Origin of the sequence: Ponticoccus litoralis (genome assembly GCF_039769985.1) — a bacterium.
Lineage (GTDB): Bacteria > Pseudomonadota > Alphaproteobacteria > Rhodobacterales > Rhodobacteraceae > Ponticoccus > Ponticoccus litoralis.
On the sequence record NZ_JBDNCH010000002.1, the window covers coordinates 508,432 to 531,757 of the forward strand.

Here is a 23,326-nt window from a genome sequence, read left to right on the forward strand (position 1 = left end):
GGTGCAGGAGGAAGCCACCGAGGCTGCGCATCCGGACTGCCGAAGGCCGTACCGGATGACGCCGCCGATGCCGCGTACCCGAACGACCGAAGCCAGTACCGGACAATGCCACCGAGGGCACGCATCCGGACCGCCGAAGCGCGGGGCCTGACCGGTCCGCCGCTCGATCGCTGGGCTTGTCAGAGCCGCGCGAGGCATCGGGACCCTCCTTCCCGCGACGCTTTTGCAGCCCCGGCGGCATGCCGGCCCTGCCTTGTCCACCGCCCCACGCGGAAAAGCCCTGCCCCGACGAGGCACCATCGGGCCGCGCCTTGCCCCGACCGCCAGCCAGGCGCGGCCCGGCCCGCCTTTCGCTCCGGTCTCCGGGCCGGCACTGAACGCCTAGGGCTTCAACCCCGGGACGTCGCGGGCCGGGTCGGGCGACTCGGCGCGGCGCCAGCGGCGCTTGCGCGGGCGGCGCGGACGGTCGGCCAGCATCAGCATGGCAGGCGTCACCACCAGCGTCAGCACCGTCGCCACCGCCGGGCCGCCCGCGATGGCCGAGGACAGTTCGGTCCAGTATTGCGTCGAGGGCGCCCCCACCACGATATCGCGGTCGAAGAAGTCGATGTTCAGCCCCAGCACCATCGGCATCAGCCCCAGCGCCGTGGTGACCGAGGTCAGGAAGACCGGACGCAGACGCTGGGCGCCGGTGCGCAGCGCCGCCTCCAGCGGCGCCTGCCCGTCGCGGCGCAGGTCGTTGTAGGTGTCGATCAGGACGATATTGTTGTTCACCACGATCCCGGCCAGCGCGATCACGCCCACGCCGCCCATGACGATGCCGAAAGGCCGCCCGGTGACGATCAGCCCCAGAAGGACGCCCGCGACCGAGAAGACAATGGCGCTCATGACCACGAAGCTTTGATAGAAGCTGTTGAACTGGATCAGCAGGATCACGAACATCAGGAAGATCGCCGCCACGAAGGCCGAGCCGAGGAAGATCATCGACTCCTGCTGGTCCTCCGCCTCGCCGGTGAAGGTGTAGCTGACCGTATCCGGCAGCTCCGCCCCGTCGAGCGCGCCGCGCAGCGCGACGATCTGGTCGTTGACCAGAAGGCCCGGCGCCACGTTGGCCTCGATCGTGGTCACCCGGCGCTCGTCGATGCGGCGGATCACGCCGACCCGCTCGACCGGCGAGAAGCTGACGAAGTTCGAGATCGGCACCAGCCCCGAAGAGGTCGGCACCCGCAGGCTTGCCAGTTCCGTCAGCGACCGCGCGTCCGACGGGAAGCGCACGCGCACGTCCATTTCCCCATCCACGTCCGAGGGCCGGTAGTCGGTCACCGTGATGCCCTGCGTCAGCAGCTGCACCGCCTGCCCCAGCAGGCTGACGTCGGCGCCAAAGCGCGCGGCCTCGGCCCGGTCCACGGTCACCGCGACCTCGACCCCCGGCAGGGGGCGCGTGTCGGTGATGTCGGTAAAGCCGCCGACCCGCTCCATCAGGGCCAGCGCCTGTTCGACCGCGGCGGCCTGATCCTCGGGGTTCGAGGCCGAAACCTCCAGATTGACCGGTTTGCCGCTGGTCGGCCCGCCGCTTTCGGTCTGCACCTGCACGTCGATCCCGGCGATATCCGACATCTCGGCACGGATATCCTCTCCGATCTCCTCGGCGGTGCGGCGCAGATCCCAGTCGATCAGGTCAAGCTGGATCCTCCCGATCACATCCTCGTCGCCCTGCCCCGCGCTCATCGAGACGCGCGCATAGACATGTTCGACACCCTCGAAGCCCAGCAGTCGGCGCTCGACCACCCGCACCAGCGTGTCGCGTTCGTAGATCGAGATATTGTCGCGGGCGCGCACCTCGACCTGCATGAACTCGGGCTCGACCGAGGGGAAGAAGCTGACGCCCCGCCCGAACTCTCCGTAGGCGGCAAAGCCGCCAAGCAGCATGGCGACCGCCAGCAGGACCGTGGCGCCCGGGCGCAGGATCGCCCATTGCAGCACGCGCACATAGGCCCCCGTCAGCCCGCCGATCTGGCGCGGGTCGCCGGTTTCTGCGGCATGCAGCGCGGCCTTGGCCTTGGCGGTCTGCGGCTGGCGCTTGCCGATGACACCGCCCACCACGGGAATGAAGATCAGCGCCATGAAGAGCGAGGCCGCCAGCGTGATGATGACGGTAATCGGCAGGAACTTCATGAACTGCCCGACCACGCCGGTCCAGAACAGCAGCGGGAAGAAGACGCAGAGCGTCGTGGCCGTCGAGGCGATGATCGGCCAGTGCCATGCGCCGCGCGGCGCGGGCAAAGGCGCGCTTGGGCGGGTCGCCCTCCTGCAGGTGCCGGTCCGCCAGTTCGACCGTGACGATGGCGCCGTCCACCAGCATGCCGACGACGAGGATCAGCGAGAAGAGCACCACGATGTTCATGGTGTAGCCCATGACCCACAGCACGATCACGCCCGCCAGAAAGGCCCCCGGAATCGCCAGCCCGACAAGGATCGCGGACCGCAGACCCAGCGCGTAGAGGATCACGATCATCACCAGCATGACGGCGGCAAGCACGTTGGCCTCGAGGTCCGACAACAGCGTCTTCACCTCTTCGGACTGGTCCTGAAGATAGGTGACGTGCAGCGAGTCCGGCCAGTCGGCGCGCAGGGTCTCCATGGTGGATTGCACCGCCGCAACCGTGTCGATGATATTGGCGCCCGAGCGTTTCTTGACCTCCAGCGCCAGTGCGGGCTGGCCGTCGATGCGGGCGAAGCTGGTCGGATCCTCGAAGGCGCGGCGCACGGTGGCCACGTCGGCGAAGGTCACGACGGTGTTGCCGTCGACCTTGACCGGCATGGCCAGCACGTCCGACAGATCCTCGATCAGCCCGGGAACCTTCAGCACGATGCGCCCGCCGCCGGTCTCGATGGCCCCTGCCGCGATCAGGCGGTTGTTGCGCTGAATCTGGTTGATGATCTCGTCGAAGGACAGGTTGTAGGTCTGGAAGACCGTCGGGTCGATCAGCACCTCGAGGAACTCGTCCCGCGCGCCGCCGATATCGACCTCGAGCACGCCGCCCAGCGCCTCGATTTCCTCCTGCGCTTCGTCGGCAAGGTCATTCAGCGTGCGCTCCGGCACCGGGCCGGACAGAACGACGGTGATGATCGGGAAGAGCGCCGTGTTGATCTCGGTCACCTTGACGTCATAGGCGTCCTCGGGCAGGTCGCCCTCGACCGTGTCCACCGCCTCGCGCACCTTGTCGAGCGCCTCGTCGATGTCGCCGCCCGCCGCGAATTCCAGCTGCACCGAGGCAAAGCCTTCGGCGGCCTCCGAGGACATCTTGTCCAGCCCCTCGATAGAGCCGAATTCCGCCTCCATCGGTTCCAGCAGCAGGCGTTCCGCGTCGCCGGGGCTGATGCCGTCCATGCCGGTCGAGACATAGACCAGCGGCAGCGGCACCTCTGGGTTGGCCTCTTTCGGGATAGAGACATAGGCGATCGCGCCAAGGCTGAGGATCATGATCAGCGCGATCAGCACCACGCGAGAGCGGGAAAAGGCCGCGTCGATGAGGCCGTTCATTCCCCGGCCTCCGCCGGAGTATCCGCCGCGTCGCCGCCCTGCGGATCGGCCTGCGGTGCCGCAGTCGCCGCGCCGGGCTCTGCCTCCGGGGTATCGGCTTCGGGCGCCGTCCCGGCAGGCTCTGCACCGGGTTTGGCCTCCGGGGTATCGGCCTCCGGGGCAACAGCGTCCGCGCCTGAGCCCGTCGCCGGTTCGGCAGAGGCTTCGGGGTCCGGTTCCGTTGCGGCGGCCACGGCGCCTTCGGCTTCGGTCTCTCCCGCGCCCGAGGGCGCCGGTTGCACGGTGACGCTTTCGCCGTCCCGGACATAGCCCTGCCCGATGGTGATGACCTCGGCGGTCTCCGGCAGGCCCGTCGCCCAGACGCCGTTCAGATCCGCCTTGACGATCTCGATGGGCCTGAAGGCGACCTTGCCATCCTCGACGACCTTGACCCCGAGCTCGCCGTCCTCGCTCAGCGAAACCGAAGAGGGCGCAAGGAAATGGGCCGTGGCCTCGCCGGTCGGGATGACGATCTGCGCCGAGATGCCCGCCGGGATCCTGCCATCGGCGTTCTCGACGGTGATCTCCGCAAGGAATGTCCGGGTCGAGGAGGCGGCGGCGGTGCCGACGAAGGTCACCTCGCCCTCCAGCGTTTCGCCGGTGATGAAGGTCACGCGGGCGGTCTGGCCGGTCTTCACCCGGTTCAGCGCCTGCTGCGGCACCTGTATCTCGACCGTGAGCGGCCTGTTGTCGACGATGCGCCCGACCTCGGCACCCGAGGTGACGAATTCGCCCTCGTCGAGGCTGAGCGTTTCGATGCGACCGGCGAAGGGCGCCACGATCCGCGCATTGCGCAGGGCCTCTTCGGCGGCGGTCACCTGCGCCTCTGCGGCGGCCAGCGAGGCGCGGGCGGAACTGACACGGTCCGCCGTAGCAACGCCGCGCTGCAACAGCGCCGAGGCATTGTCGTACTCGCGCTGCGCCACCGCAAGCTCTTCGCGCGCACGGGTCAGGTCGGCATCCAGCTGCGCGGTGGTCAGGGTGGCGATCACCGCACCGCGCGCCACGTTCTGGCCCTTGCGCACCAGCAGTTCGCCCACGTCGCCCGAGGATTCGGCGCGGATCATGGTGTCGCGGTCCGGCAGCGCCTGCCCCTCGGCGCTGAAGGTCAGGGTGACGGGCTTGGCCGTGGAGGCGGTGACAGAGACCGAGGCCAGCCGCACCTCGGCTTCGGCGGGGGCGGCCTCGGGTTCGGCGGAGGGCAGGATGAAGCCACTTGCCATCCAGCCGATGACGGCCAGAAGCACCGCCGTGGCGATCCAGAAGGACCGCGACGCGCCCCTGTCGGTTTCGAAGCTGAGCTCTCTCGCGCCCGTTTCGCTGCTCTTGTCGGTCATCTGCTCCGTCCCGTTCCCTGTCCCGCACCTTTGGCGCGCCATCCTGACGCGATGTAAACCGGTCAGTTTGGATTTGAACCCCATTTTGCTGCAGAACAGCAAAAAGACCGGTTCACGGCGGGAAGTAGCGCAGCCCCTTGGACGGGAAAGCCGGTTCTCAGCCCTGCGACCACTCCGGCAGCGGAAACACCCGGTCGTAGAGCCAGTTGTAGGCGAAAGCATAGACCACGTAAAACCCCGCAAAGGCCACGTCCATGACCAGCGCCTCCAGCAGCGGGACGGCAAGATACCACGCGATGAAGGGGGCCAGCAGGACCAGCAGACCGGCCTCGAACAGCAGCGCATGCAGGACACGCACGCGCGGCGTCTTGAGCGTGCTTCCGGTGCGGCGGTTCAGGGCAAGGTCGAAAAGCCAGTTGTAAAGCAGCGTCCAGAGCGTGGCGAGCGTGGCCCCGACCACGGCGATCACGCCGATTTCGGACAGGGCATGGTCGAAGACCCAGGCGCCAAGCGGGGTGACGATCAGCAGGGCCAGCGCCTCGAAGCTGATGGCGTGGCGAAGGCGGTCGGGGAAGGAGCGCATCGGGGCAACCTCTATCCGGGGCCGGGTCGTCCCGGCAATTGTCCATCAGGGGGAGGTCGTCCTCACGGCTTGGGACATGCCCCCTGCCCGGGGTGTCGTCAAGCCCGGCGCGCCGGACGCCTGCGGCGGTTGCCACGGCACAGGCGGACAACCGGGGGCCGGGATCGCGCAATGGCGCTGTCGCCTCCAGGCACGGTCCGCCAGAGGCGACGGGGCAGCAACCCGGCCCGTCCGCAAGGCACCGCCGGGGTTCATCACGCAGCCATGAATAGCGGGATGGCGCTGTCGCCGCCCGGGACAAAACCGGCACGGGCAGCGCCTGCCCCGCTTCGGACGCCCCCGGGGCCCGGCAGCGCGGCACCGGACGCCCCCTAACGCACGCCCCCTGCCCCAAAGGCGCCCGGGCCCGCGCCGCCTTACCGTTCTGTTGCCGCCGCCTCGCGCACCGTTTCGGCGATTTCCGCAAAGCTCTCTTGCAGCGGGCTTGCCTTGCGCCAGACCATGCCGACGCTGCGCCTTGGCACCGGGCGCGCAAAGCGGGCCACGTCCACCGCCGCGCCCTTCGCCTCGACACCGACCGCCATGTCCGGGATCAGCGTCACGCCGATGCCCGCCGCGACCATCTGCACCAGCGTGGTCAGCGACGACCCGTCCAGCCCGTCGCGCGGCGCCCCCGGCTGCAGGCTGCAGAACGACAGCGCCTGATCGCGGAAGCAGTGCCCCTCTTCCAGCAGCAGCAGGCGCATCCGCGACAGGGTTTCGCCGTCCGGGACCGGCTTGCCGGCATCCGCCAGCGGGCGGACCAGCACGAAATCCTCGTCGAACAGCGGCACCTCGGCCAGCTCCGGCTCTGAGATCGGCAGCGCCACGATGGCCGCATCGATCCGGCGCGCCTGCAACTCCTCGATCAGCCGCGAGGTCAGCGTCTCGCGCACCTGAAGGTCGATGGCCGCGTGCCGCGCGGACAGATGGCCGATGATGCGCGGCAGCAGGTAGGGGGCGATGGTCGGAATGATCCCCAGCCGCAGCCGCGACAGCGGGTTTTCGCGCGCGGCCCGGGCATAGTCCTGCAATTCCTCGACCCCGCTCAGGATGCCGCGCACGCGCGACAGGATGTCCTCTCCGAACTGGGTCAGGCGGATCTGCCGCGCGCTGCGCTCGAACAGCTGCGCGCCGAGATCCTCTTCAAGATCGCGTATCTGCACCGAAAGCGCCGGTTGCGAGATCGCGCAGGCCGAGGCGGCGCGCCCGAAGTGGCCATGCCGGGCGACGGCCTCGAAATAGCGCAGTTGTTTCAGGGTCATGTTCGTCATAGGCAAAAGTTATTGGAACGATCTGAAATTTCAACTTAAACATATCATCTAGCCTTGTTAGAAAGGTTCTAGAAACGCCGGGGAGGAGGCCTCGGACGATCGCCCGAAGGGCGGCGTTCACGCGTGCCGAATTTTCTGCTTTTCTACACCCATTCAACGGGTTGACCAAGCGTCAACCCCAGCCAGCGCCCGACAGGAGACCCGACATGGACGGAAATGATATCGGCGGATGCCCGATGAAGGCCCATGCCACGATGATCGCCAGCACCAACCGCACCCGCAGCAATCGCGAGTGGTGGCCGAACCAGCTGAACCTGAACATCCTGCACCAGAAGCACCCGCGCCTCGACCCGATGGGCGAGAGCTATTCCTACGCCGAGGACTTCAAGAAGCTGGACCTGAAGGCGCTGAAGGCCGACCTGACCGCGCTGATGACCGACAGCCAGGACTGGTGGCCCGCGGATTACGGCCACTACGGTCCGTTCTTCATCCGCATGGCCTGGCACTCGGCGGGCACCTACCGCACCGCCGACGGGCGCGGCGGCGCGACCTCGGGCACGCAGCGTTTCGCGCCGCTGAACTCGTGGCCGGACAACGGCAACCTCGACAAGGCCCGCCGCCTGCTCTGGCCGGTCAAGCAGAAGTACGGCAACCAGATCAGCTGGGCCGACCTGATGATTCTGGCGGGCAACGTCGCGCTGGAATCCATGGGCTTCAAGACCTTCGGCTTCGGCGGCGTGCCGTGCCGACGTCTGGGCGCCCGAGGAAGACATCTACTGGGGTGCGGAAACCGAGTGGCTGGCCACCTCGGACAAGGAAGGCAGCCGCTATTCCGGCGACCGCGCTCTGGAAAACCCGCTGGCCGCCGTGCAGATGGGCCTGATCTACGTCAACCCCGAGGGCCCGGACGGCAACCCCGATCCGCTGGCCTCGGCGCGCGACATCCGCGAGACCTTTGCCCGCATGGCGATGAACGACGAGGAAACCGTCGCGCTGACCGCCGGTGGCCACACCTTCGGCAAGGCGCATGGCGCCGGTGACGCGGGTCTCGTCGGCCCCGAGCCCGAAGCCGCCCCGATGGAGGCCATGGGTCTTGGCTGGCTGTCCAGCCACAAGTCCGGCAGCGGCGTCGATGCCATCACATCCGGCATCGAAGGCCCGTGGACCCCGACCCCGACCCAGTGGGACATGAGCTATTTCGACGTGCTCTTCGGCTACGAATGGGAGCTGGTGAAATCGCCCGCTGGCGCGAAGCAGTGGCACCCGGTGAACCCCAAGGACGAGGACATGGCGCCTCAGGTCGACGGCTCGGGCGCGAAGGTCACCACCATGATGACCACCGCCGACATGGCGATGCGCGAAGACCCGGAATACGCCCGCATCTCGCGCGACTTCCACGCCAACCCCGAGAAGTTCGCCGATGCCTTCGCCCGCGCCTGGTTCAAGCTGACCCACCGCGACATGGGTCCGAAGGTGCTGTATCTCGGCGACGAGGTGCCCGCCGAAGAGCTGATCTGGCAGGATCCGATCCCCGCCGTCGATCACGCGCTGGCCGATGATGCCGACCTCAAGGCGCTGAAGGACAAGATCCTTGCCTCCGGCCTCACGGTTTCGGAACTGGTCTACACGGCGTGGTCCTCCGCCTCGACCTATCGCGGCTCGGACAAGCGTGGTGGCGCCAACGGTGCCCGCATCCGCCTTGCTCCGCAGAAGGACTGGGCGGTCAACCAGCCCGAGCAGTTGGCGAAGGTTCTGGGCGTGCTGGAAGGCATCCAGTCGGACTTCAACGGCTCTGCCTCGGGCGGCAAGAAGGTCTCGCTGGCCGACCTGATCGTGCTGGGCGGCAATGCCGCGATCGAGAAGGCCGCGGCGGACGCGGGCAACCCGGTCGACGTACCCTTCACCCCGGGCCGCACCGATGCCAGCGCCGAACAGACCGACGCAGAAAGCTTCGAGCCGCTGGAGCCGCAGGTCGACGGCTTCCGCAACTACATGCCCGAGGCGCTGTCGGTTCCGGCCGAGGCGATGCTGGTCGACCGCGCGCAGCTGCTGGAGCTTTCCGCACCCGAGATGACGGTGCTGATCGGCGGCTTGCGCGTGCTGGGCGCCAACCACGGCGGCACCGATCACGGCGTGCTGACCACCCGCAAGGGCCAGCTGACGAACGACTTCTTCGTCAACCTGCTGGACATGGGCGTGAACTGGGCCAAGACCGACGACAGCGAGCAGCTCTTCGAGGCCAAGGACCGCAAGACCGGCGCGGTCAAGTGGACGGGCACGCGCTGCGACCTGGTCTTCGGCTCGAACTCGCAGCTGCGCGCGGTCTCCGAGGTCTATGCGCAGGAAGACAGCAAGCAGAAGTTCGTACGCGATTTCGCCAAGGCCTGGGCCAAGGTGATGGACGCGGACCGCTTCGAACTGGCCTAAGCCGCTACGCGCCCCGGCCCGCCCGGGGCGCCGCAAAGCACTTTATCAAGGGTCCCCGCGTTCCGGCGCGGGGGCCTTTTTGCATGGCCCATGCGGGCGTAGCGGGGTCGGTTTTCAGGGATGAAAACCGGCACGCCGACCGGGGTCCGGCAACACCCGGCGCGGGGGCATTGCGCAGGGCCAAGGCCTGCGGGAACCAATTGTGCCGCGCCCTGCCCTCGCGCGCCTTGCAGGGTGTCGGACCGGTCGCGCGGCGGACCCCGGAAACGCCGCCCGCGCCCGCTGCGCCTCAGGCGCCGCGCGTATCCCTGAGCCCCTCGATGCTGCGGGACAGGCCCGGCGCCAGCGGCAGAAGATCGGCCTGAAGCGCGTGGTAGATGTCCGGCTTGCCGATGAACTGGCGCGACACCGGGCGCCCATCCTCGCCCAGTTCCGGATACCACCCGCCCCTCTCGCGGTCGATCAGCGCGCCATGGGCGAACTTCCAGAGCCGCCGGTACCAGGCTTCCAGTTTCGCATCGGCGCTGATCTTGAGCAGGCTGGCAAGCGCGCCGATGCCCTCTGTCACCGGCCACCAGTAGCGGTCCGGGATCGCCACCCCACCGGCGGCGTTCAGCGTGTAGACAAGGCCACCGTCCTCGCGCCACGCGTCGGACAGCGCCTGTGTCACCAGCGCCCGGGCGCGGCCGACCGTGTCCCCCTCGGGCCGTCCGGCGAGATCCCAGTGATGCAGCATAAGCCGCGCGAATTCCAGAGAATGGCCCGGCGTGGTCCCGGCGGGGCGGAACATCGGGTTGCCGCTGTAATCCGGGTCAACCTCCCAGTCCGAGGTGTAATGTTCGGGGATGCGGTTCCCGTATTCGCCCGCCATGGACCGGGTGAAGAAATCAAGGATGTCGCCCGCGCGATCAAGGTGCCTGCGGTCGCCCGTCGCCTCATAGGCAGCCAGCAGCGCCTCTGTCCCGTGCATGTTGGCGTTCATGCCCCGGTAGTCCGAAAACACCTGCCAGTCGCGGGTGAACTCGTCCTGGAACAGCGCCCGCCCCTCGTCGGAATAGCGCGTGTCGAGCACCGTCAGGATGTCCTCCATCAGGGTCTGTGCAAGCGGATGGCCGATCAGCGCGGCGCTGGAGGCCGCCAGCAGGACGAAGACATGCCCGTAGGCCAGCTTGCTGCCGTCGTGCACGCCGTTCTCGTCCACCGACCAGAGATAGCCGCCATGCATCGGGTCGCGGTGGACGGTCCACAGATAGCGCATCCCGGCGTCGACGATCTCTTCGGTGCCGCCGAAGCCCGCCGCGGACGCCAGCGCGAAGGAATGCACCAGCCGCGTCGTGGTATGCAGCTCCTGCCCCTGCCGCAGAAGCGGCTGGGCGTCATGGTCCAGCGCGTCAAAGCCGCCGTCGCCCCGCAGGCTGAGCGCGAAGAAGCGCACCTGCCGCTCTGCGTCGGCGCGCAGGTAGCGACGGTGCACCGGGTCGTTCAGCCAGGACCCTTCGTGGCCCGGGTCGGCCAGACGCAGATCGGTCATTCACACACTCCTTCGGGCCTTCGCCCCCTTGCAGACGGGTATCCCCTGCGCTGACAGTCAGGCACACCCTTGCGGATTTTGCCCGGAAACACACAGGAAAGAAAAGCCTCTGCCGCAGGGATCGCCCCGCGGCAGGCCTGGCGGTCTTTTCGCAGGCGCTTGGCCGCGTCAAGGCGGTGTCGTGTCAGGACCGCCTGCGCCGGGCGCCGGGCCAATACCGGGGGCCTGCCCGCGCCCCGTCCCCCGTACCGGTTCGGCAAAAGGCGCCGCGCGGCTCCCCGACCACCGCGCCCGGGCCCAGCGCCAACGGCGCCCGGCGCGCCATGCCTGCGGACCGCCCGGCGACGGGCGCGCCCCGCCACGACTTAACCTCAAATTACGACATTTCCGCCTGAGTAACATCGTGTTACGCTGAACACGGGAGGACGGGCCATGCCGGAAATGACCCTGCGCCAGATCGAGGTGATCCGCGCCGTGATGATGACCGGCACCATAACCGGTGCCGCGAAGCTGCTGAACGTCTCGGCGCCCGGCATCAGCCGCCTTGTGAAACACGCCGAGGAATCGCTGGGCATCCGCCTGTTCGAGCGCAAGGCCGGGCTGTTCACCCCCTCGGTCGAGGCCGGGCCGGTCTTTGACCAGATCCGCGAGGTCTATACCGGCGTCGCCAACCTGCAACGGGCGCTGGGATCCCTGCAGAAGGGCGAGGACGTGACGCTGGCCTTCGCCTCCGCCCCCTCCATCGCGCAGTTCGTGGCGGCCCGCGCCCTGCGCCGTGTCCGGGCGCGCTATGCCGATCTCTTCATCGACCTCAATATCCTGAAGATCGAGGAAACGGTGGATTACCTGCTGCTCGAACGCGGCGAATTCGTGGTCATGAGCTATGCGGTCGACAATGCCGCCATCGAGAACGAGAAGATCGCCGAGGGCCAGCTTGTGGTGATCCTCCCCGAGGGCCACCGGCTGGCCGCCCAGCGGACGGTCTCTGTCCACGACCTGACCGGCGAGGCGCTGGTCGGTCTCGACCCCGAGGACCCCTATGGCCGGCTGATCGCGGAACCCTTCCGCCGCGCCGGCCTGCCGCTGAACCACGCGATGCGCGGACGCTTTGCCCAGACGCTGGTCAGCCTCGTCCGGCACGGGCTGGGTGTCGCGGTTATCGACGAGTTCTCGGTCGCCGAGGTCTACATGCCCGGCGTCATCCGGCGCCCGCTGGCAGAGACGGTGCCCATCGGCACCTATATCGTGCGCAAGAAGGGCCGCGTGCTCTCGGGCTTTGCCGAATTCGCGATCCAGCAGTTCCGCCGCGAACTGGCCCGGGCCTGCGCCGACCGCGACAGTTACTACGGGGATCTCGTAACAAGATGTTAACGCATGGCCAAAACCGATGTTTGACGTTACGACCCACGCTCATCAGTGTATTGCCAGACCGTCGGCAGGCCCGACTCGGACCCATAGGGAGGACTTCATGAAGACATTCATTCTCGGCGCGATCGGTGCCCTGTCGCTTGGCGCAACCGCGGCCCTTGCGGACTACCCCGAAAAGGAAATCCAGGGCATCATCCAGTGGGGCGCCGGCGGGTCCACCGACACCGTGATGCGCTCTGTCACCCCGCATGCCGAAGAGGTCCTGGGCGGCACGGTCGTCATGCAGAACATGACCGGCGCCGTGGGCGCCATCGCGCTGAACCATGTCGCGGGCTCGTCCGCCGACGGCTACACCCTGCTGATGGGCGCGGAAAACCCGTTGCTTTACAAGATCATGGGCCTTGGCGACAAGGACTACTCGGAATTCACCCCGGTCTCGATCCTCGCCCGCGGCACACCGATCCTCGTGGCCGGCAGCGACGCGCCCTTCGACACCTATGCCGAGATGATCGACTACGTGAAGGCAAACCCCGGCGAGGTCCGCTTCGGCTCCACCGGGCCGGGCGGCCTCGGCCTCGGTCGTGACCGCGATGGTCAAGGCCGTCGAGGGCGACCTCGGACGTGATCGAGGTGCCCTATGACGGCGACGGCCCGGCCCTGACCGGCCTGCAGGGCGGCGCCATCGACGTCATGGCCGTCGTGCTGGGCATCGCCCTCGACCCGATCCGCGCCGGCAACGTGAAGGCCCTGACCGTCGTCGACCCGCAGGGCGTCGATCAGCTGCCCGACGTGGCCCCGGTGACCGAAACCAGCGAGGGTTTCAACACCTACCTGCCCTGGGGTCCCTTCTTCGGCGTCTTCACCCCCAAGGACACGCCCGAGGATGTGGTCGCCAAGCTTTCCGCCGCCTATGCCGAGGGCGCGCAGAACCCCGAGTTCGTCGAGATGATGCAGGGCCGCGGCTTCACGCTGATGGGCATCTCCGGCGACGAGGCAGAGGCCTTCCTGGCCAAGTGGCAGCAGGGCACCGCCTGGCTGCTGCAGGATGCCGGTCTGGCAAAGAACTCGCCCGAGGACTTCGGCATCGCCCGCCCCGGGGAATGACCTGAACGGCGCGGCGCCGCAGGGAACGCGGCGCCGGCCCCTTCTTCTGTCCGGAAATATCCCGGGGAGAGGGAGGGGCAGCGCCCCTCGCCACCGAAGCCCGCCCCGAAAGCAGGTCTCGCAAACCCGGCACCGCTCTCGCCAGACCAGGACCGCGTGCGTTCCGACACCCGCCAGCCCATGGCAGCGACCTTCCGGCAAGCCCCGCCCGGATTTCCCCGAAGGCCGCACTTGCAGATGCACAGGGAGGCATCCATGCAGCACCTCGACCCCGACCACCACGACGGCACCTCCGATGCCACGCCGGGCGGAGAGCCCGGAAAGCGCCGCCCCGGAGAGCTGCTCTTTGCCGCCGTCCTGACCGGCGCCAGCGCCTTCCTGCTGTTCGATGCCTGGGGGATCGAGAACAGCTTCGGCCCCAACGGCCTGTCCTCGCCGCGGGCCATCCCGGTGGCCGCGACCTTCGTCATGCTGCTCAGCGCCGGGCTGGTGCTGGTCCAGACCGCGCGCCTGCCGAAGGACCGCTCCGAAACGGTGCTGAAGGATATCCTGCCGCCGGTGGTCATGCTCTTCGCCGCGCTGCTGATCGCCTACGGCCTCTTGCTGCGCCCGCTGGGCTTCCTGCCGACCTCGGCGCTGTTCCTGATCACCGCGATCAGGATCCTGGGCCGGCGCGGCTGGGGCTGGACGCTGGCGGTCTCGCTGGGCAGCCTGCTGCTGATCTGGCTGGTCTTCCGCATCGTCTTTTCCGTGCTCATGCCCTCCGGCATCCTGCCCGAGGCGGAACTGCTGCAATTCTTCCGCACCCTGACCGCCGGAGGAGAGGCCTGATGGACGCGCTGATGAACACCCTCACCGTCGTCACCCAGCCGCAGCTGCTGCTGCTGGTGGGTCTGGGCACCTTCGCGGGCATCTATATCGGCGCGATCCCCGGCCTGTCGGTGACCATGGCGGTGTCGATCCTGATCTCCTTCACCTTCTCCTGGGATGTCTACCCGGCGATCTCGCTGATGATCGGCATCTACATGGGCGGCGTCTACGGCGGCTCGCGCACGGCGATCCTGCTGAACATCCCCGGCGCGCCCTCGGCCATCGCCACGGCGCTGGACGGCTACCCCATGGCGCAGCGCGGCGAGGCGGGCACCGCCATCGGCGTCACCACCGTCATGAGCTTCATCGGCGGCTTCGTGGGCATCGGCGTGCTGGCGCTGGCCGCCCCCATGGTCTCGGACTTCGCGCTCCGGTTCCAGCCGCGCGACTACATGCTGCTGGCGGTGCTCGGCATCCTGCTGGTCGGCTCGCTGTCGCAGGGGTCGCTGACCAAGGGCATCTTCGCCGGTGCGCTGGGGATCGGCATCGGCTGCGCCTACCGCGACCCGCTGACCTTCACCGAACGCTTCACCTTCGACCTGCAACTGATGGAGGGCGGGATCTCCTTCATCGCGGTCATGATCGGCATGTTCGGCGTCTCCGAGGCGCTGTTGCAGCTGCACCACGTCGACAAATCCGCCGTCCGGCAGAAGATCAGCCGCATCCTGCCCTCGCTGGCCACGGTCCGCAAGCACCTGCCGCTCAGCCTCCAGACCTCGACCATCGGCGTGGTCATCGGCGCCCTGCCCGGCACCGGCGGCGACATCGCGGCGCTGATGGCCTACGACCACGCCAAACGCGTGACGAAAGACCCCGAACGCCCCTTCGGCGAGGGCGCGATAGAGGGGCTGGTGGCCCCCGAAGCCGCCAACAACTCGGCCGTGGGCGGGGCCTTCATCCCGATGATGACGCTGGGCATTCCCGGCGACGCGGTGACCGCCATCATGATCGGCGCGCTCTTCATCCACGGGCTGAACCCCGGCCCGATGCTGATGATCGACCAGCCCGACATGTTCTGGTTCATCGTCGGTTGCCTGATCATGGCCAACTGCTTCATGCTGCTCTTCGGCCTGACCGGGATCAAGCTGTTCACGAAGATCGTCGAAATGCCGCGCAGCGCCCTGATCCCGCTGATCATGCTGCTGTCCATCGTCGGCGCCTACGCGGTGAACAACGCGGTGGCGGATGTCTACTGGATGCTGGGCTTCGGCGTCTTCGGCTATTTCATGCGGCACTACGGTTACCCGCTGGGGCCGGTGATCCTTGGCGTGATCCTCTCGCGCCTCCTGGACGACAACTGGCGCCGGGCGATCATCTCGGAACGCGAGGACCTGGGCCGCTTCTTCGAGGGCATCCTCGGCAGCCCGCTCTCGCTGGCTCTGCTGATCTCGGTGATCCTGATCTTCGTGTCGCAGACGCCGGTGTGGCGCTGGGGCAAGGCCCGGCTCTTCGGCCAGACGGAAGGACCCAGACCATGAATGACACGCCCGACCTGCTGCTTGGCCTGATCGGCGACAATATCGCCCGCTCGCGCACACCGCTGCTGCACCGCCTCGCGGGGGCGCAGAACGGCAAGACCGTGCGCTACGACAGGCTGGTCCCCAAGGACATGGGAGAGACGTTCGACAGCGTCTTCGACGCCTGCGCGGCGCGCGGCTATCGCGGCATCAACGTGACTTATCCCTACAAGGAACGTGCGGCGAAGAAGGTCACGGTGGAGGACCCGCTGGTCCGTGCCATCGGGGCGGTGAACACGGTGCTCTTCGGCCCCGAGGGGCCCCGGGGCTTCAACACCGATTACAGCGGTTTCACCGCAGCCTACCGGGGCCTGCGCGGCGATACCGCCCCCGGCACGGTCTGCCTGATCGGCACCGGCGGCGTGGGCCGCGCCGTGGCCTTCGCGCTGGCGTCGATGGGCGCGGCAGAGATCCGGCTGGTGGACCGCGACGCGGCCAAGGCCCAGACCATGGCGGCAGAGCTTCGGGCCGCAAGCCCCGGCCTGCGCGTGACAGTGGCGGCAACCGCCGAAGCCGCGGCGCGCGGCGCGGACGGGATCATCAACTGCACGCCGGTCGGCATGGTCGGCTACGAAGGCACCCCCATCGAGGCGCAGGCCCTGACCGGCGCCACATGGTGCTTCGACGCGGTCTATACGCCGGTCGACACTCCCTTCCTGGGCGATGCGGCGCGGGCCGGTCTGACCGTCATTTCGGGCTACGAGCTGTTCTTCTACCAGGGTGTGCACGCCTGGGCGCATTTCGCTGGTCTGCCGCTGGACGAAGCGGCCCTGCGCCGGTCGCTTCTGGACGCCCCTGCCGAGGCCTGAGGTCAAAGGCGCTTCGAAGCGCCTTTGACAAAGCCCGTTCGAACGGGCTTCCCCCCACCACACCCGCCGCGCAGGGACAGCTGCCACCCCCGTGGCAATCCGTCGCGAATTCGCTGTATACTCCGGCGCCGCCTTGGCGTAAGAGCCATGGCTTGCGCCCGCGCGCGCCGCGCGCCGGGTTCGCCGCCCTCTGCCATGGATACCCCCCTCCCGATGCTTCCTCCCCTTTCCGCAGCGCTGTCCGAGCGCGGTTACGAAACCCTCACCCCCGTGCAGGAGGCCGTGATCGCCCCCGAACTGGCACAGGCCGACCTGCTGGTCTCGGCCCAGACCGGATCGGGCAAGACCGTGGGCTTCGGCCTTGCCATCGCGCCGACACTGCTGGACGAGGCCCACCACTTCGGCCCCGCCGCCGAGCCGCTGGCGCTGATCATCGCCCCCACCCGTGAACTCGCCGTGCAGGTGCGGCAGGAACTGATGTGGCTCTACGGCCAGACCCGCGCGCTGGTGACCTCCTGCATCGGCGGCATGGACGCCCGCACCGAACGGCGCGCGCTGGAGCGCGGCGCCCATATCGTCGTCGGCACCCCGGGCCGCCTGCGCGACCATATCGAGCGCGGCGCGCTCGACCTTTCGGGCCTGCGCGCCGTCGTGCTGGACGAGGCCGACGAGATGCTCGACCCGGGCTTCCGCGAGGACCTCGAATTCATCCTCGGCGAAGCGCCCGAGACGCGCCGCACCCTGCTGTTCTCGGCCACCGTGCCGCCGACCATCCTGAAGCTGGCTCAGACCTTCCAGCGCGACGCACAGCGCATCAGCACCATCGACACCCGCGAGCAGCACAGCGACATCACCTACCAGGCGATGCGCGTGGCGCAGCAGGACGTCGAACCGGCGATCTTCAACCTCCTGCGCTTTCACCACGACGGCAATGCCATCGTCTTCGCCAACACCCGCGCGCAGGTGAACCACCTCGCCGCGCGGCTGGCGAACCGCGGCCTTGCCGCCGTCAGCCTGTCGGGCGAGCTCAGCCAGGCGGAACGCACCCACGCGCTTCAGGCGATGCGCGACGGGCGGGCCCGGGTCTGCGTGGCCACCGACGTGGCGGCGCGCGGCATCGACCTGCCGAACCTCAGCCTCGTGATCCACGCCGACCTGCCGATGAACACCGAAAGCCTGCTGCACCGCTCGGGCCGGACCGGGCGCGCAGGCCGCAAGGGCATCTCGATCCTGATGGTCACCCCCAAGGCCATGGGCAAGGCCACCCGCCTGCTCAAATGGGCCAAGATCACCGCCGACTGGGTCGAGGCCCCCTCTCCCGCCGCGATCCGCGAGGCCGACGAGGCGCGGCTGATGGCCGATCCGGCCTGGAACCACGGCGCGACAGAGGAACAGGCGGCCCTGGGCGAGCGGCTGCTCGAAGCCTTCGGTCCCGCCGCCGTGGCCACGGCCTTCCTGCGCCTGCACGAACAGAACCACGCCGCGCCGGAAGAGCTGCGCGCGCCGGGCGAGCGGGCACCCAGGAAAGAGCCGCGCGATTTCGGCCCCAGCCGCTGGATCGCCCTGTCGGTGGGCCGCGACAACCGCGCCGAGGCGCGCTGGCTGCTGCCGCTGCTGTGCCGCGCGGGCAACCTCGACAAGAATGCCATCGGCGCGATCCGCGTGACCGACAAGGAGACCTACGTGGAGCTGTCCGAACCGGTGGTCGACAGCTTCATGGCCAGCCTCGGCCCCGATGGCGCACTGGAGGACGAGGTCTCGGCCCGGCTGTTCGACGGCGTGCCCGATCTGCCGCAGCGCAAGCCCCGCGACAGTGGCCCGCGCGACGGTGGCCCCCGTGGCCCCCGCCCCGACCGTGGCCCGCGCCCGGATCGTGGCCCGCGTCCCGAACGCGCGCCGCGCGAGGATCGCCCCGCCCGCCCGCGCCGCGAGGCACGCGAGGACGGCCCCGCGACCAAGCCGGTGTGGTCCGGATCCGACGACAGCCGCCCCTCCGGGCGCGGCGACCGTCCCTCGGGCCGCGAGGACGGCGCCGAACGCCCCGCCAGGAAACCCTATGCCAAACGCGAGGACGGCGACCGGACGTTCGACCGCAAGGGCGGCGACAAGCCCTACGGCAAGCGCAAGGACGGCGACAAGCCGTTCCGCAAACCCGACGGCGACCGGCCTTTCGGCAAGAAGGACGGCAAACCCTTCGGCAAGCGTGACGACGGCGACCGCCCCTTCGGCAAACGCGACGGCAAGCCCTTCGGCAAGCGTGGAGACGGCGACCGGCCCTTTGGCAAGCGCGACGGCAAATCCTTCGGCAAGGATGGCGAGGACCGCCCGCGCAAGCCGCGCAGCGATGCCGGACGCCCGGACCACAAGACCGGGTCAGAGAAACCCAAGGGCCGCCCCGGCAGCACCGACCCCAGCGTCTCGCTGCGCAAGAAGGCCAAGCCGGGCGGCGGCAAACCGGTGAAGGGCAAGCACAGCCCCGCGGGTGCTGGCAAACCCGGCCCCCGCCGCGAGGGCGGTTTCGAAACGCCCCGGCGCGGCAAGCCCCGCGACTGACCGGCACCCCGCGCGCTTCGGGCCCCCTCGATGGCCCGAAGCGCGCCACCGCTCTCACGGCACGCCGCTGATCTGACCCGAAGACCCAGTGCGCCGTGCTGCCACCCGGGGCGCCATCCGCCCCGGCCCTGTGCCCGAGCGCTGTGCCCCTGCGCCCGGGCCCCGCCTGCCCAAGTCCCGTCTGCCCCGCCTGCCCCGGCCCGGGCCCGCCCCTCTTCCCAGACACCCGCACCAAGGCCCCGCCGAAGACCCGGGCCCTCGGGATTGCCCCGCGAACCGACGCCCCCCGCTTCTTTGGTCCGACAAATACCTCGGGGGAGGCCCTTCAGGGCCGGGGGCAGAGCCCCTCTGCGCCAACGCCCCCCGGAACCGCGCCCTGCACCGGACACAGCCCCGCCGTGACAAATCGCGCGCGGCGGTCCGGCGGATTGCGCTGTAATATAGGGGTATCTGCGAGTCAGAATATACCGCAGCCAAGACACAAACCGTCACAGCCTGAAAAAGGAGCTTTCGTGATGGAAATCGGCCTTGTGGAATTGTCGCGCCTGCAGTTCGCGATGACCGCCATGTACCACTTCCTCTTCGTGCCGCTGACACTGGGTCTGTCGATCCTCGTGGCGATCATGGAAACCGTCTACGTCATGACGAACCGCCCGATCTGGCGGCAGATGACGAAGTTCTGGGGCACCCTCTTCGGCATCAACTTCGTGCTCGGCGTCGCCACCGGCATCACGATGGAGTTCCAGTTCGGCATGAACTGGTCCTACTACAGCCACTACGTCGGCGACGTCTTCGGCGCGCCCCCGGCAATCGAGGGGCTGATGGCCTTCTTCCTCGAGGCCACCTTCGTGGGCCTCTTCTTCTTCGGCTGGGACAAGCTGTCGAAGGTCGCGCATTGCGTCGTGGCCTGGCTGGTGGCCATCGGGTCGAACTTCTCGGCGCTGTGGATCCTGATCGCCAACGGCTGGATGAACAACCCGGTCGGCGCGGAATTCAATCCCGACACCATGCGCATGGAGATGACCGATTTCTTCGCGGTGCTCTTCAATGAGGTCGCCCAGTCGAAATTCGTGCACACCGTCTCGGCGGGCTATGTCACCGCCTCGATCTTCGTGCTGGGGATCTCGTCGCTGTATCTGTTGCAGGGGCGCTTCACCGACCTCGCGCGGCGGTCCATCGCGGTGGCCTCGGCCTTCGGCCTCGCCTCGGCGCTCTCCGTCGTCGTGCTGGGCGACGAGAGCGGCTATGCCACCGGGCAGGTGCAGAAGATGAAGCTCGCCGCCATCGAGGCGATGTGGGACACGCATGAGGCCCCCGCCCCCTTCACGCTGGTGGGCTTCCCCGACCAGGAGGCGCGGGAAACCCATTACGCGGTCGAGATCCCCTGGGTCATGGGGCTGATCGGCACCCGCAGCCTGACCGAGGAAATCACCGGCATCAAGGATCTGGTGGCCGAGAACGAGGGCCGCGTGCGGCGCGGCATCATCGCCTATGACGCGCTGATGACCATCCGCGAAGAACGCGACGCGGCCCCCTCCGAGGCGCGCTTCCGCTTCGAGCAGAACTCCATGGACCTCGGCTATGCCTTCCTGCTGAAGCGCTATGTCGACGACCCGCGCGAAGCCAGCGAAGAGCAGATCGCGCAGGCCGCATGGGATACGGTGCCCCATGTGCCGCCGCTGTTCTGGGCCTTCCGCATCATGGTGGGCCTCGGCGTCAGCTTCATCGTGCTGACGGCGGCCTTCTTCTGGCTGACCTCCTTCAGGGGCGGGCACTATCCGCGCTGGCTGCTCTGGGGCGCCGTGGCATGGATCCCCATGCCGTGGATCGCCGCCGAGATGGGCTGGTTCGTGGCCGAGTTCGGGCGCCAGCCCTGGACGGTCTCGGGGCTGTTGCCCACGGCCATGTCGGCCTCGCACCTGACCATCGCGGACCTGCTTTTCACGCTTGCGGGCTTCATGCTCTTCTACACCGTGCTCTTCGTGATCGAGGTCCGGCTGATGGTGAAATACATCCGCAAGGGCCCGTTTCAGGACGTCGACGAAACCGACGACTGGCAGCGCCGCCACGAGGCGCGCCTGCGCAGCGCGGGCACCGTGACCCCCATCGCCAACCCTGCGGAGTGACCGGCCATGATCCTCTCTGAGCTTATCGACTTCGAAACGCTGCGGGTGATCTGGTGGGTCCTCGTGGGCCTGCTGCTGATCGGCTTCGCGCTGACCGACGGCTTCGACATGGGGGTCGGCGCGCTGCTGCCCTTCGTGGCCGGGACGGATGTCGAGCGCCGCGTGGCGATCAACACCGTCGGCCCGGTCTGGGAAGGCAATCAGGTCTGGTTCATCCTCGGCGGCGGGGCGATCTTCGCCGCCTGGCCGCCGCTTTACGCGGTGTCGTTCAGCGGTTTCTACCTTGCGATGTTCGTGATCCTCGCAGCGCTGATCGTGCGCCCGGTGGCCTTCAAGTACCGGTCCAAGCGCGAGGACCCGGTCTGGCGCGAACGCTGGGACTGGGCGCTGTTTGCGGGCGGCGCGGTGCCCGCGACGCTCTTCGGCGTGGCGGTGGGCAATGTGCTTCTGGGCGTGCCCTTCCACCTGACGCCGGACCTGATGGCGCGCTACGACGGGTCGTTCCTTGGCAAGTTCATCGGTCTCTTGCGGCCCTTCGCGCTGCTCTGCGGGGTGGTTTCGATCTCGATGCTGCTGATGCACGGCGCCGCGTGGCTCTCGGTCAAGGCCGAGGGGCCGGTCAAGGACCGCGCCCGTGCCATCGGCGTGAAGGCGGGGCTGATCGCGGCGGGCGGCTACGCGCTGGCAGGACTGTGGCTGGCCATGGGCGTCGAGGGCTTCGCCTTCGCTGGCGAGGTGGTGACAGACGGGCCGTCGAACCCGCTGCTGTCCGAGGTGGTGCGCGGCGGGTCCTGGCTGGATGCCTATGGCGCGCGGCCCTGGATCATGGTGGCGCCGATCATGGGCTTTGCGGGCATGGCGCTGGCGATCCTGGGGCTGAAGGCGGGGCGCGAGGTTTCGACCCTGTTGTTCTCGAAACTGGGCATCCTTGGCGTGATCTCCTCGGTCGGGCTGACGATGTTCCCCTTCATCCTGCCCTCGACCGTCGACCCGAACAGTTCGCTGACGGTCTGGGACGCCTCCTCCTCGCACCTGACGCTGTTCATCATGCTGGTCTGCACGGCGATCTTCCTGCCGCTGATCCTGATGTACACGGCCTGGGTCTACCGCGTCCTCTGGGGCAAGGTGACCGAGGACGACGTCACCGGCAATTCCGAAACGCTTTACTGAAAGGACAGGCCATGTGGTATTTCGCCTGGCTTCTCGGCCTCCCGCTCGCCGCCCTCTTCGCCGTCATGAACGCCATGTGGCTGGAGCTGCGCACCGACGCCGCCATCGCCGCCGAGGCCGACGCCGAGGATCGGGGCTTCGATCAGGACTGACGCCTGACGCTGCCGGTGCCGTCGTCAGGCCGCACCGGCAGCGTCCCCGCCACCGACCCACCGCATGCCCGACCCGGGGCGCCCCTGGCCGTCGGATACCGCAAGCGGATGCGGGCAACGGAAGGGGCGCGGTAGACCCAGCCGGCGGCAGGGGATCGCGCCCGGCCCCGACAATTCCCCCGGCCCCCTTGTCAAAACCCGCCTGCCGCCATACCTCCGTCAGCGGCGGGTTCTGCTCTTCTCGTTACACGGGTACATTCCGGTGGCCTTAAGCAAATCCGAGGGAGCTGGCTCTGATTGGGCCGTGGTCCAGTTACCCGGCGCCCACCTGTATATACAGGTCCTCGGGAATGCGTCACCCATACGGTCGCTGCGGTTCCCGCCGCTGCGATAAAGGACCCCCGTGCCACCCGGCGCGGGGGTCCTTTCGCATTTCCGGTCAGAGACGGCGCAGCAAGTCGCGACGGCGCGGGCGAGCCGGGCTTTCGGCCCGCACCGGCTGTGCCAGCGGCTGGCGTCGCCCGCCGCTGCCGCTGTCGCTTCGGGCCATGCGCATGATCGCAATGCCGAACTGCACGCCGCCAAAGACGATCCCGTTGAACAGCCACAGCAGGAAGAGGGCCAGAAGCCCGATGTCGCTGCCGCCGATCAGGTGGCGCAGATCTCGCCACGTTGAACCACAGCAATATGCCGACGAAGACCGCCGACAGGGCAAAGCCCGCGAGTGTTTGCAGGATGTACAACCGGATCAGGCGCGGCATGGCGAGGCTCCCACTGCGTTTCGGGTCTTCCCGGGGCCGTCCCGTGACACGAGTGCCCCGTGAACGCCGGGGGCCGGACGGCTCTGCCTGTCCCGGGTTGCGCCCGAACCGCTTTGTCATTC

15 protein-coding genes, 1 other RNA gene and 2 pseudogenes are annotated in these 23,326 nt (G+C 68.4%); 12 read left to right on the top strand and 6 right to left on the bottom strand.

What is annotated here, in order from left to right; genetic code table 11:
* Nucleotides 1–381: 381 nt before the first annotated feature.
* The 4 genes and pseudogenes from ABFB10_RS03450 to ABFB10_RS03465 all read right to left on the bottom strand — a co-directional run bounded on the left by ABFB10_RS03450 (nt 382) and on the right by ABFB10_RS03465 (nt 6,816).
* Nucleotides 382–3,544 (bottom strand): annotated as a pseudogene (locus tag ABFB10_RS03450) (efflux RND transporter permease subunit).
* Nucleotides 3,541–4,920 (bottom strand): efflux RND transporter periplasmic adaptor subunit, encoded by a 1,380-nt coding sequence (locus tag ABFB10_RS03455; RefSeq protein WP_347165417.1) that lies wholly within the window; start codon nt 4,918–4,920, stop codon nt 3,541–3,543. Before ABFB10_RS03455 ends, ABFB10_RS03450 begins: the two are co-directional and overlap by 4 nt.
* Nucleotides 4,921–5,077: 157 nt before the next feature.
* Nucleotides 5,078–5,503 carry a PACE efflux transporter gene (locus tag ABFB10_RS03460; protein ID WP_347165418.1) on the bottom strand — a complete coding sequence of 142 codons (426 nt, stop codon included), beginning with the start codon at nt 5,501–5,503 and terminating at the stop codon, nt 5,078–5,080.
* 416 nt (nt 5,504–5,919) lie between these two features.
* A complete protein-coding gene (locus tag ABFB10_RS03465) occupies nt 5,920–6,816 on the bottom strand; it encodes a hydrogen peroxide-inducible genes activator (protein WP_347165419.1) in 897 nt (298 codons plus the stop codon).
* Nucleotides 6,817–7,022: 206 nt separating this feature from the next.
* Between ABFB10_RS03465 and katG the strand changes: the two are divergent.
* Nucleotides 7,023–9,243, top strand: a pseudogene (gene katG / locus ABFB10_RS03470) (catalase/peroxidase HPI).
* Nucleotides 9,244–9,532: 289 nt separating this feature from the next.
* Here katG and ABFB10_RS03475 read toward each other — a convergent pair.
* Complete coding sequence (locus tag ABFB10_RS03475) at nt 9,533–10,774, bottom strand: AGE family epimerase/isomerase (protein ID WP_347165421.1); 1,242 nt, start codon at nt 10,772–10,774, stop codon at nt 9,533–9,535.
* Nucleotides 10,775–11,206: 432 nt separating this feature from the next.
* Between ABFB10_RS03475 and ABFB10_RS03480 the strand changes: the two genes are divergently transcribed.
* From ABFB10_RS03480 to ssrS, 11 genes are all read left to right on the top strand, one after another.
* Nucleotides 11,207–12,145 (top strand): LysR family transcriptional regulator, encoded by a 939-nt coding sequence (locus ABFB10_RS03480; protein ID WP_347165422.1) that lies wholly within the window; start codon nt 11,207–11,209, stop codon nt 12,143–12,145.
* Between the two features lie 97 nt (nt 12,146–12,242).
* On the top strand, nt 12,243–12,767 hold the full coding sequence (locus tag ABFB10_RS03485; protein ID WP_347165424.1) for a Bug family tripartite tricarboxylate transporter substrate binding protein: 525 nt from the start codon (nt 12,243–12,245) through the stop codon (nt 12,765–12,767).
* Nucleotides 12,764–13,246: a tripartite tricarboxylate transporter substrate-binding protein gene (locus ABFB10_RS03490; protein ID WP_347165425.1), complete on the top strand. Its 483-nt coding sequence runs from the start codon at nt 12,764–12,766 to the stop codon at nt 13,244–13,246. The genes ABFB10_RS03485 and ABFB10_RS03490 overlap by 4 nt, the downstream gene beginning before the upstream one ends.
* A 255-nt stretch (nt 13,247–13,501) precedes the next feature.
* Nucleotides 13,502–14,077, top strand: a complete 576-nt coding sequence (locus tag ABFB10_RS03495; RefSeq protein ID WP_347165427.1) for a tripartite tricarboxylate transporter TctB family protein — start codon at nt 13,502–13,504, stop codon at nt 14,075–14,077.
* Nucleotides 14,077–15,594: a tripartite tricarboxylate transporter permease gene (locus ABFB10_RS03500; protein WP_347165428.1), complete on the top strand. Its 1,518-nt coding sequence runs from the start codon at nt 14,077–14,079 to the stop codon at nt 15,592–15,594. Before ABFB10_RS03495 ends, ABFB10_RS03500 begins: the two co-directional genes overlap by 1 nt.
* Nucleotides 15,591–16,442: a shikimate dehydrogenase family protein gene (locus tag ABFB10_RS03505; protein WP_347165430.1), complete on the top strand. Its 852-nt coding sequence runs from the start codon at nt 15,591–15,593 to the stop codon at nt 16,440–16,442. The genes ABFB10_RS03500 and ABFB10_RS03505 overlap by 4 nt, the downstream gene beginning before the upstream one ends.
* Before the next feature lie 213 nt (nt 16,443–16,655).
* On the top strand, nt 16,656–18,995 hold the full coding sequence (locus ABFB10_RS03510; protein WP_347165432.1) for a DEAD/DEAH box helicase: 2,340 nt from the start codon (nt 16,656–16,658) through the stop codon (nt 18,993–18,995).
* 515 nt (nt 18,996–19,510) lie between these two features.
* A complete protein-coding gene (locus ABFB10_RS03515; RefSeq protein ID WP_347165434.1) occupies nt 19,511–21,121 on the top strand; it encodes a cytochrome ubiquinol oxidase subunit I in 1,611 nt (536 codons plus the stop codon).
* 6 nt (nt 21,122–21,127) lie between these two features.
* Nucleotides 21,128–22,291 carry a cytochrome d ubiquinol oxidase subunit II gene (gene cydB, locus ABFB10_RS03520; protein ID WP_347165435.1) on the top strand — a complete coding sequence of 388 codons (1,164 nt, stop codon included), beginning with the start codon at nt 21,128–21,130 and terminating at the stop codon, nt 22,289–22,291.
* An 11-nt stretch (nt 22,292–22,302) separates the two neighbouring features.
* Nucleotides 22,303–22,443 (top strand): cytochrome bd-I oxidase subunit CydX, encoded by a 141-nt coding sequence (gene cydX, locus ABFB10_RS03525; RefSeq protein WP_347165437.1) that lies wholly within the window; start codon nt 22,303–22,305, stop codon nt 22,441–22,443.
* Between the two features lie 226 nt (nt 22,444–22,669).
* Nucleotides 22,670–22,826: non-coding RNA, 6S RNA (gene ssrS / locus ABFB10_RS23965), on the top strand.
* 56 nt (nt 22,827–22,882) lie between these two features.
* Here the strand turns inward: ssrS and ABFB10_RS03530 are convergent.
* The gene (locus ABFB10_RS03530) at nt 22,883–23,158 is read right to left on the bottom strand and encodes a hypothetical protein (protein WP_430522988.1); all 276 of its coding nucleotides are present in this window, start codon (nt 23,156–23,158) and stop codon (nt 22,883–22,885) included.
* Nucleotides 23,159–23,326 lie beyond the last annotated feature (168 nt).

Coding starts and splice junctions, on each gene's coding strand:
- ABFB10_RS03480 (WP_347165422.1), top strand. CDS start 11,207: ATGCCGGAAATGACCCTGCGCCAGATCGAGGTGATCCGCGCCGTGATG.
- ABFB10_RS03485 (WP_347165424.1), top strand. CDS start 12,243: ATGAAGACATTCATTCTCGGCGCGATCGGTGCCCTGTCGCTTGGCGCA.
- cydX (WP_347165437.1), top strand. CDS start 22,303: ATGTGGTATTTCGCCTGGCTTCTCGGCCTCCCGCTCGCCGCCCTCTTC.
- ABFB10_RS03460 (WP_347165418.1), bottom strand. CDS start 5,503: ATGCGCTCCTTCCCCGACCGCCTTCGCCACGCCATCAGCTTCGAGGCG.
- ABFB10_RS03475 (WP_347165421.1), bottom strand. CDS start 10,774: ATGACCGATCTGCGTCTGGCCGACCCGGGCCACGAAGGGTCCTGGCTG.
- cydB (WP_347165435.1), top strand. CDS start 21,128: ATGATCCTCTCTGAGCTTATCGACTTCGAAACGCTGCGGGTGATCTGG.
- ABFB10_RS03510 (WP_347165432.1), top strand. CDS start 16,656: ATGCTTCCTCCCCTTTCCGCAGCGCTGTCCGAGCGCGGTTACGAAACC.
- ABFB10_RS03455 (WP_347165417.1), bottom strand. CDS start 4,920: ATGACCGACAAGAGCAGCGAAACGGGCGCGAGAGAGCTCAGCTTCGAA.
- ABFB10_RS03465 (WP_347165419.1), bottom strand. CDS start 6,816: ATGACGAACATGACCCTGAAACAACTGCGCTATTTCGAGGCCGTCGCC.
- ABFB10_RS03500 (WP_347165428.1), top strand. CDS start 14,077: ATGGACGCGCTGATGAACACCCTCACCGTCGTCACCCAGCCGCAGCTG.
- ABFB10_RS03505 (WP_347165430.1), top strand. CDS start 15,591: ATGAATGACACGCCCGACCTGCTGCTTGGCCTGATCGGCGACAATATC.
- ABFB10_RS03495 (WP_347165427.1), top strand. CDS start 13,502: ATGCAGCACCTCGACCCCGACCACCACGACGGCACCTCCGATGCCACG.
- ABFB10_RS03515 (WP_347165434.1), top strand. CDS start 19,511: ATGGAAATCGGCCTTGTGGAATTGTCGCGCCTGCAGTTCGCGATGACC.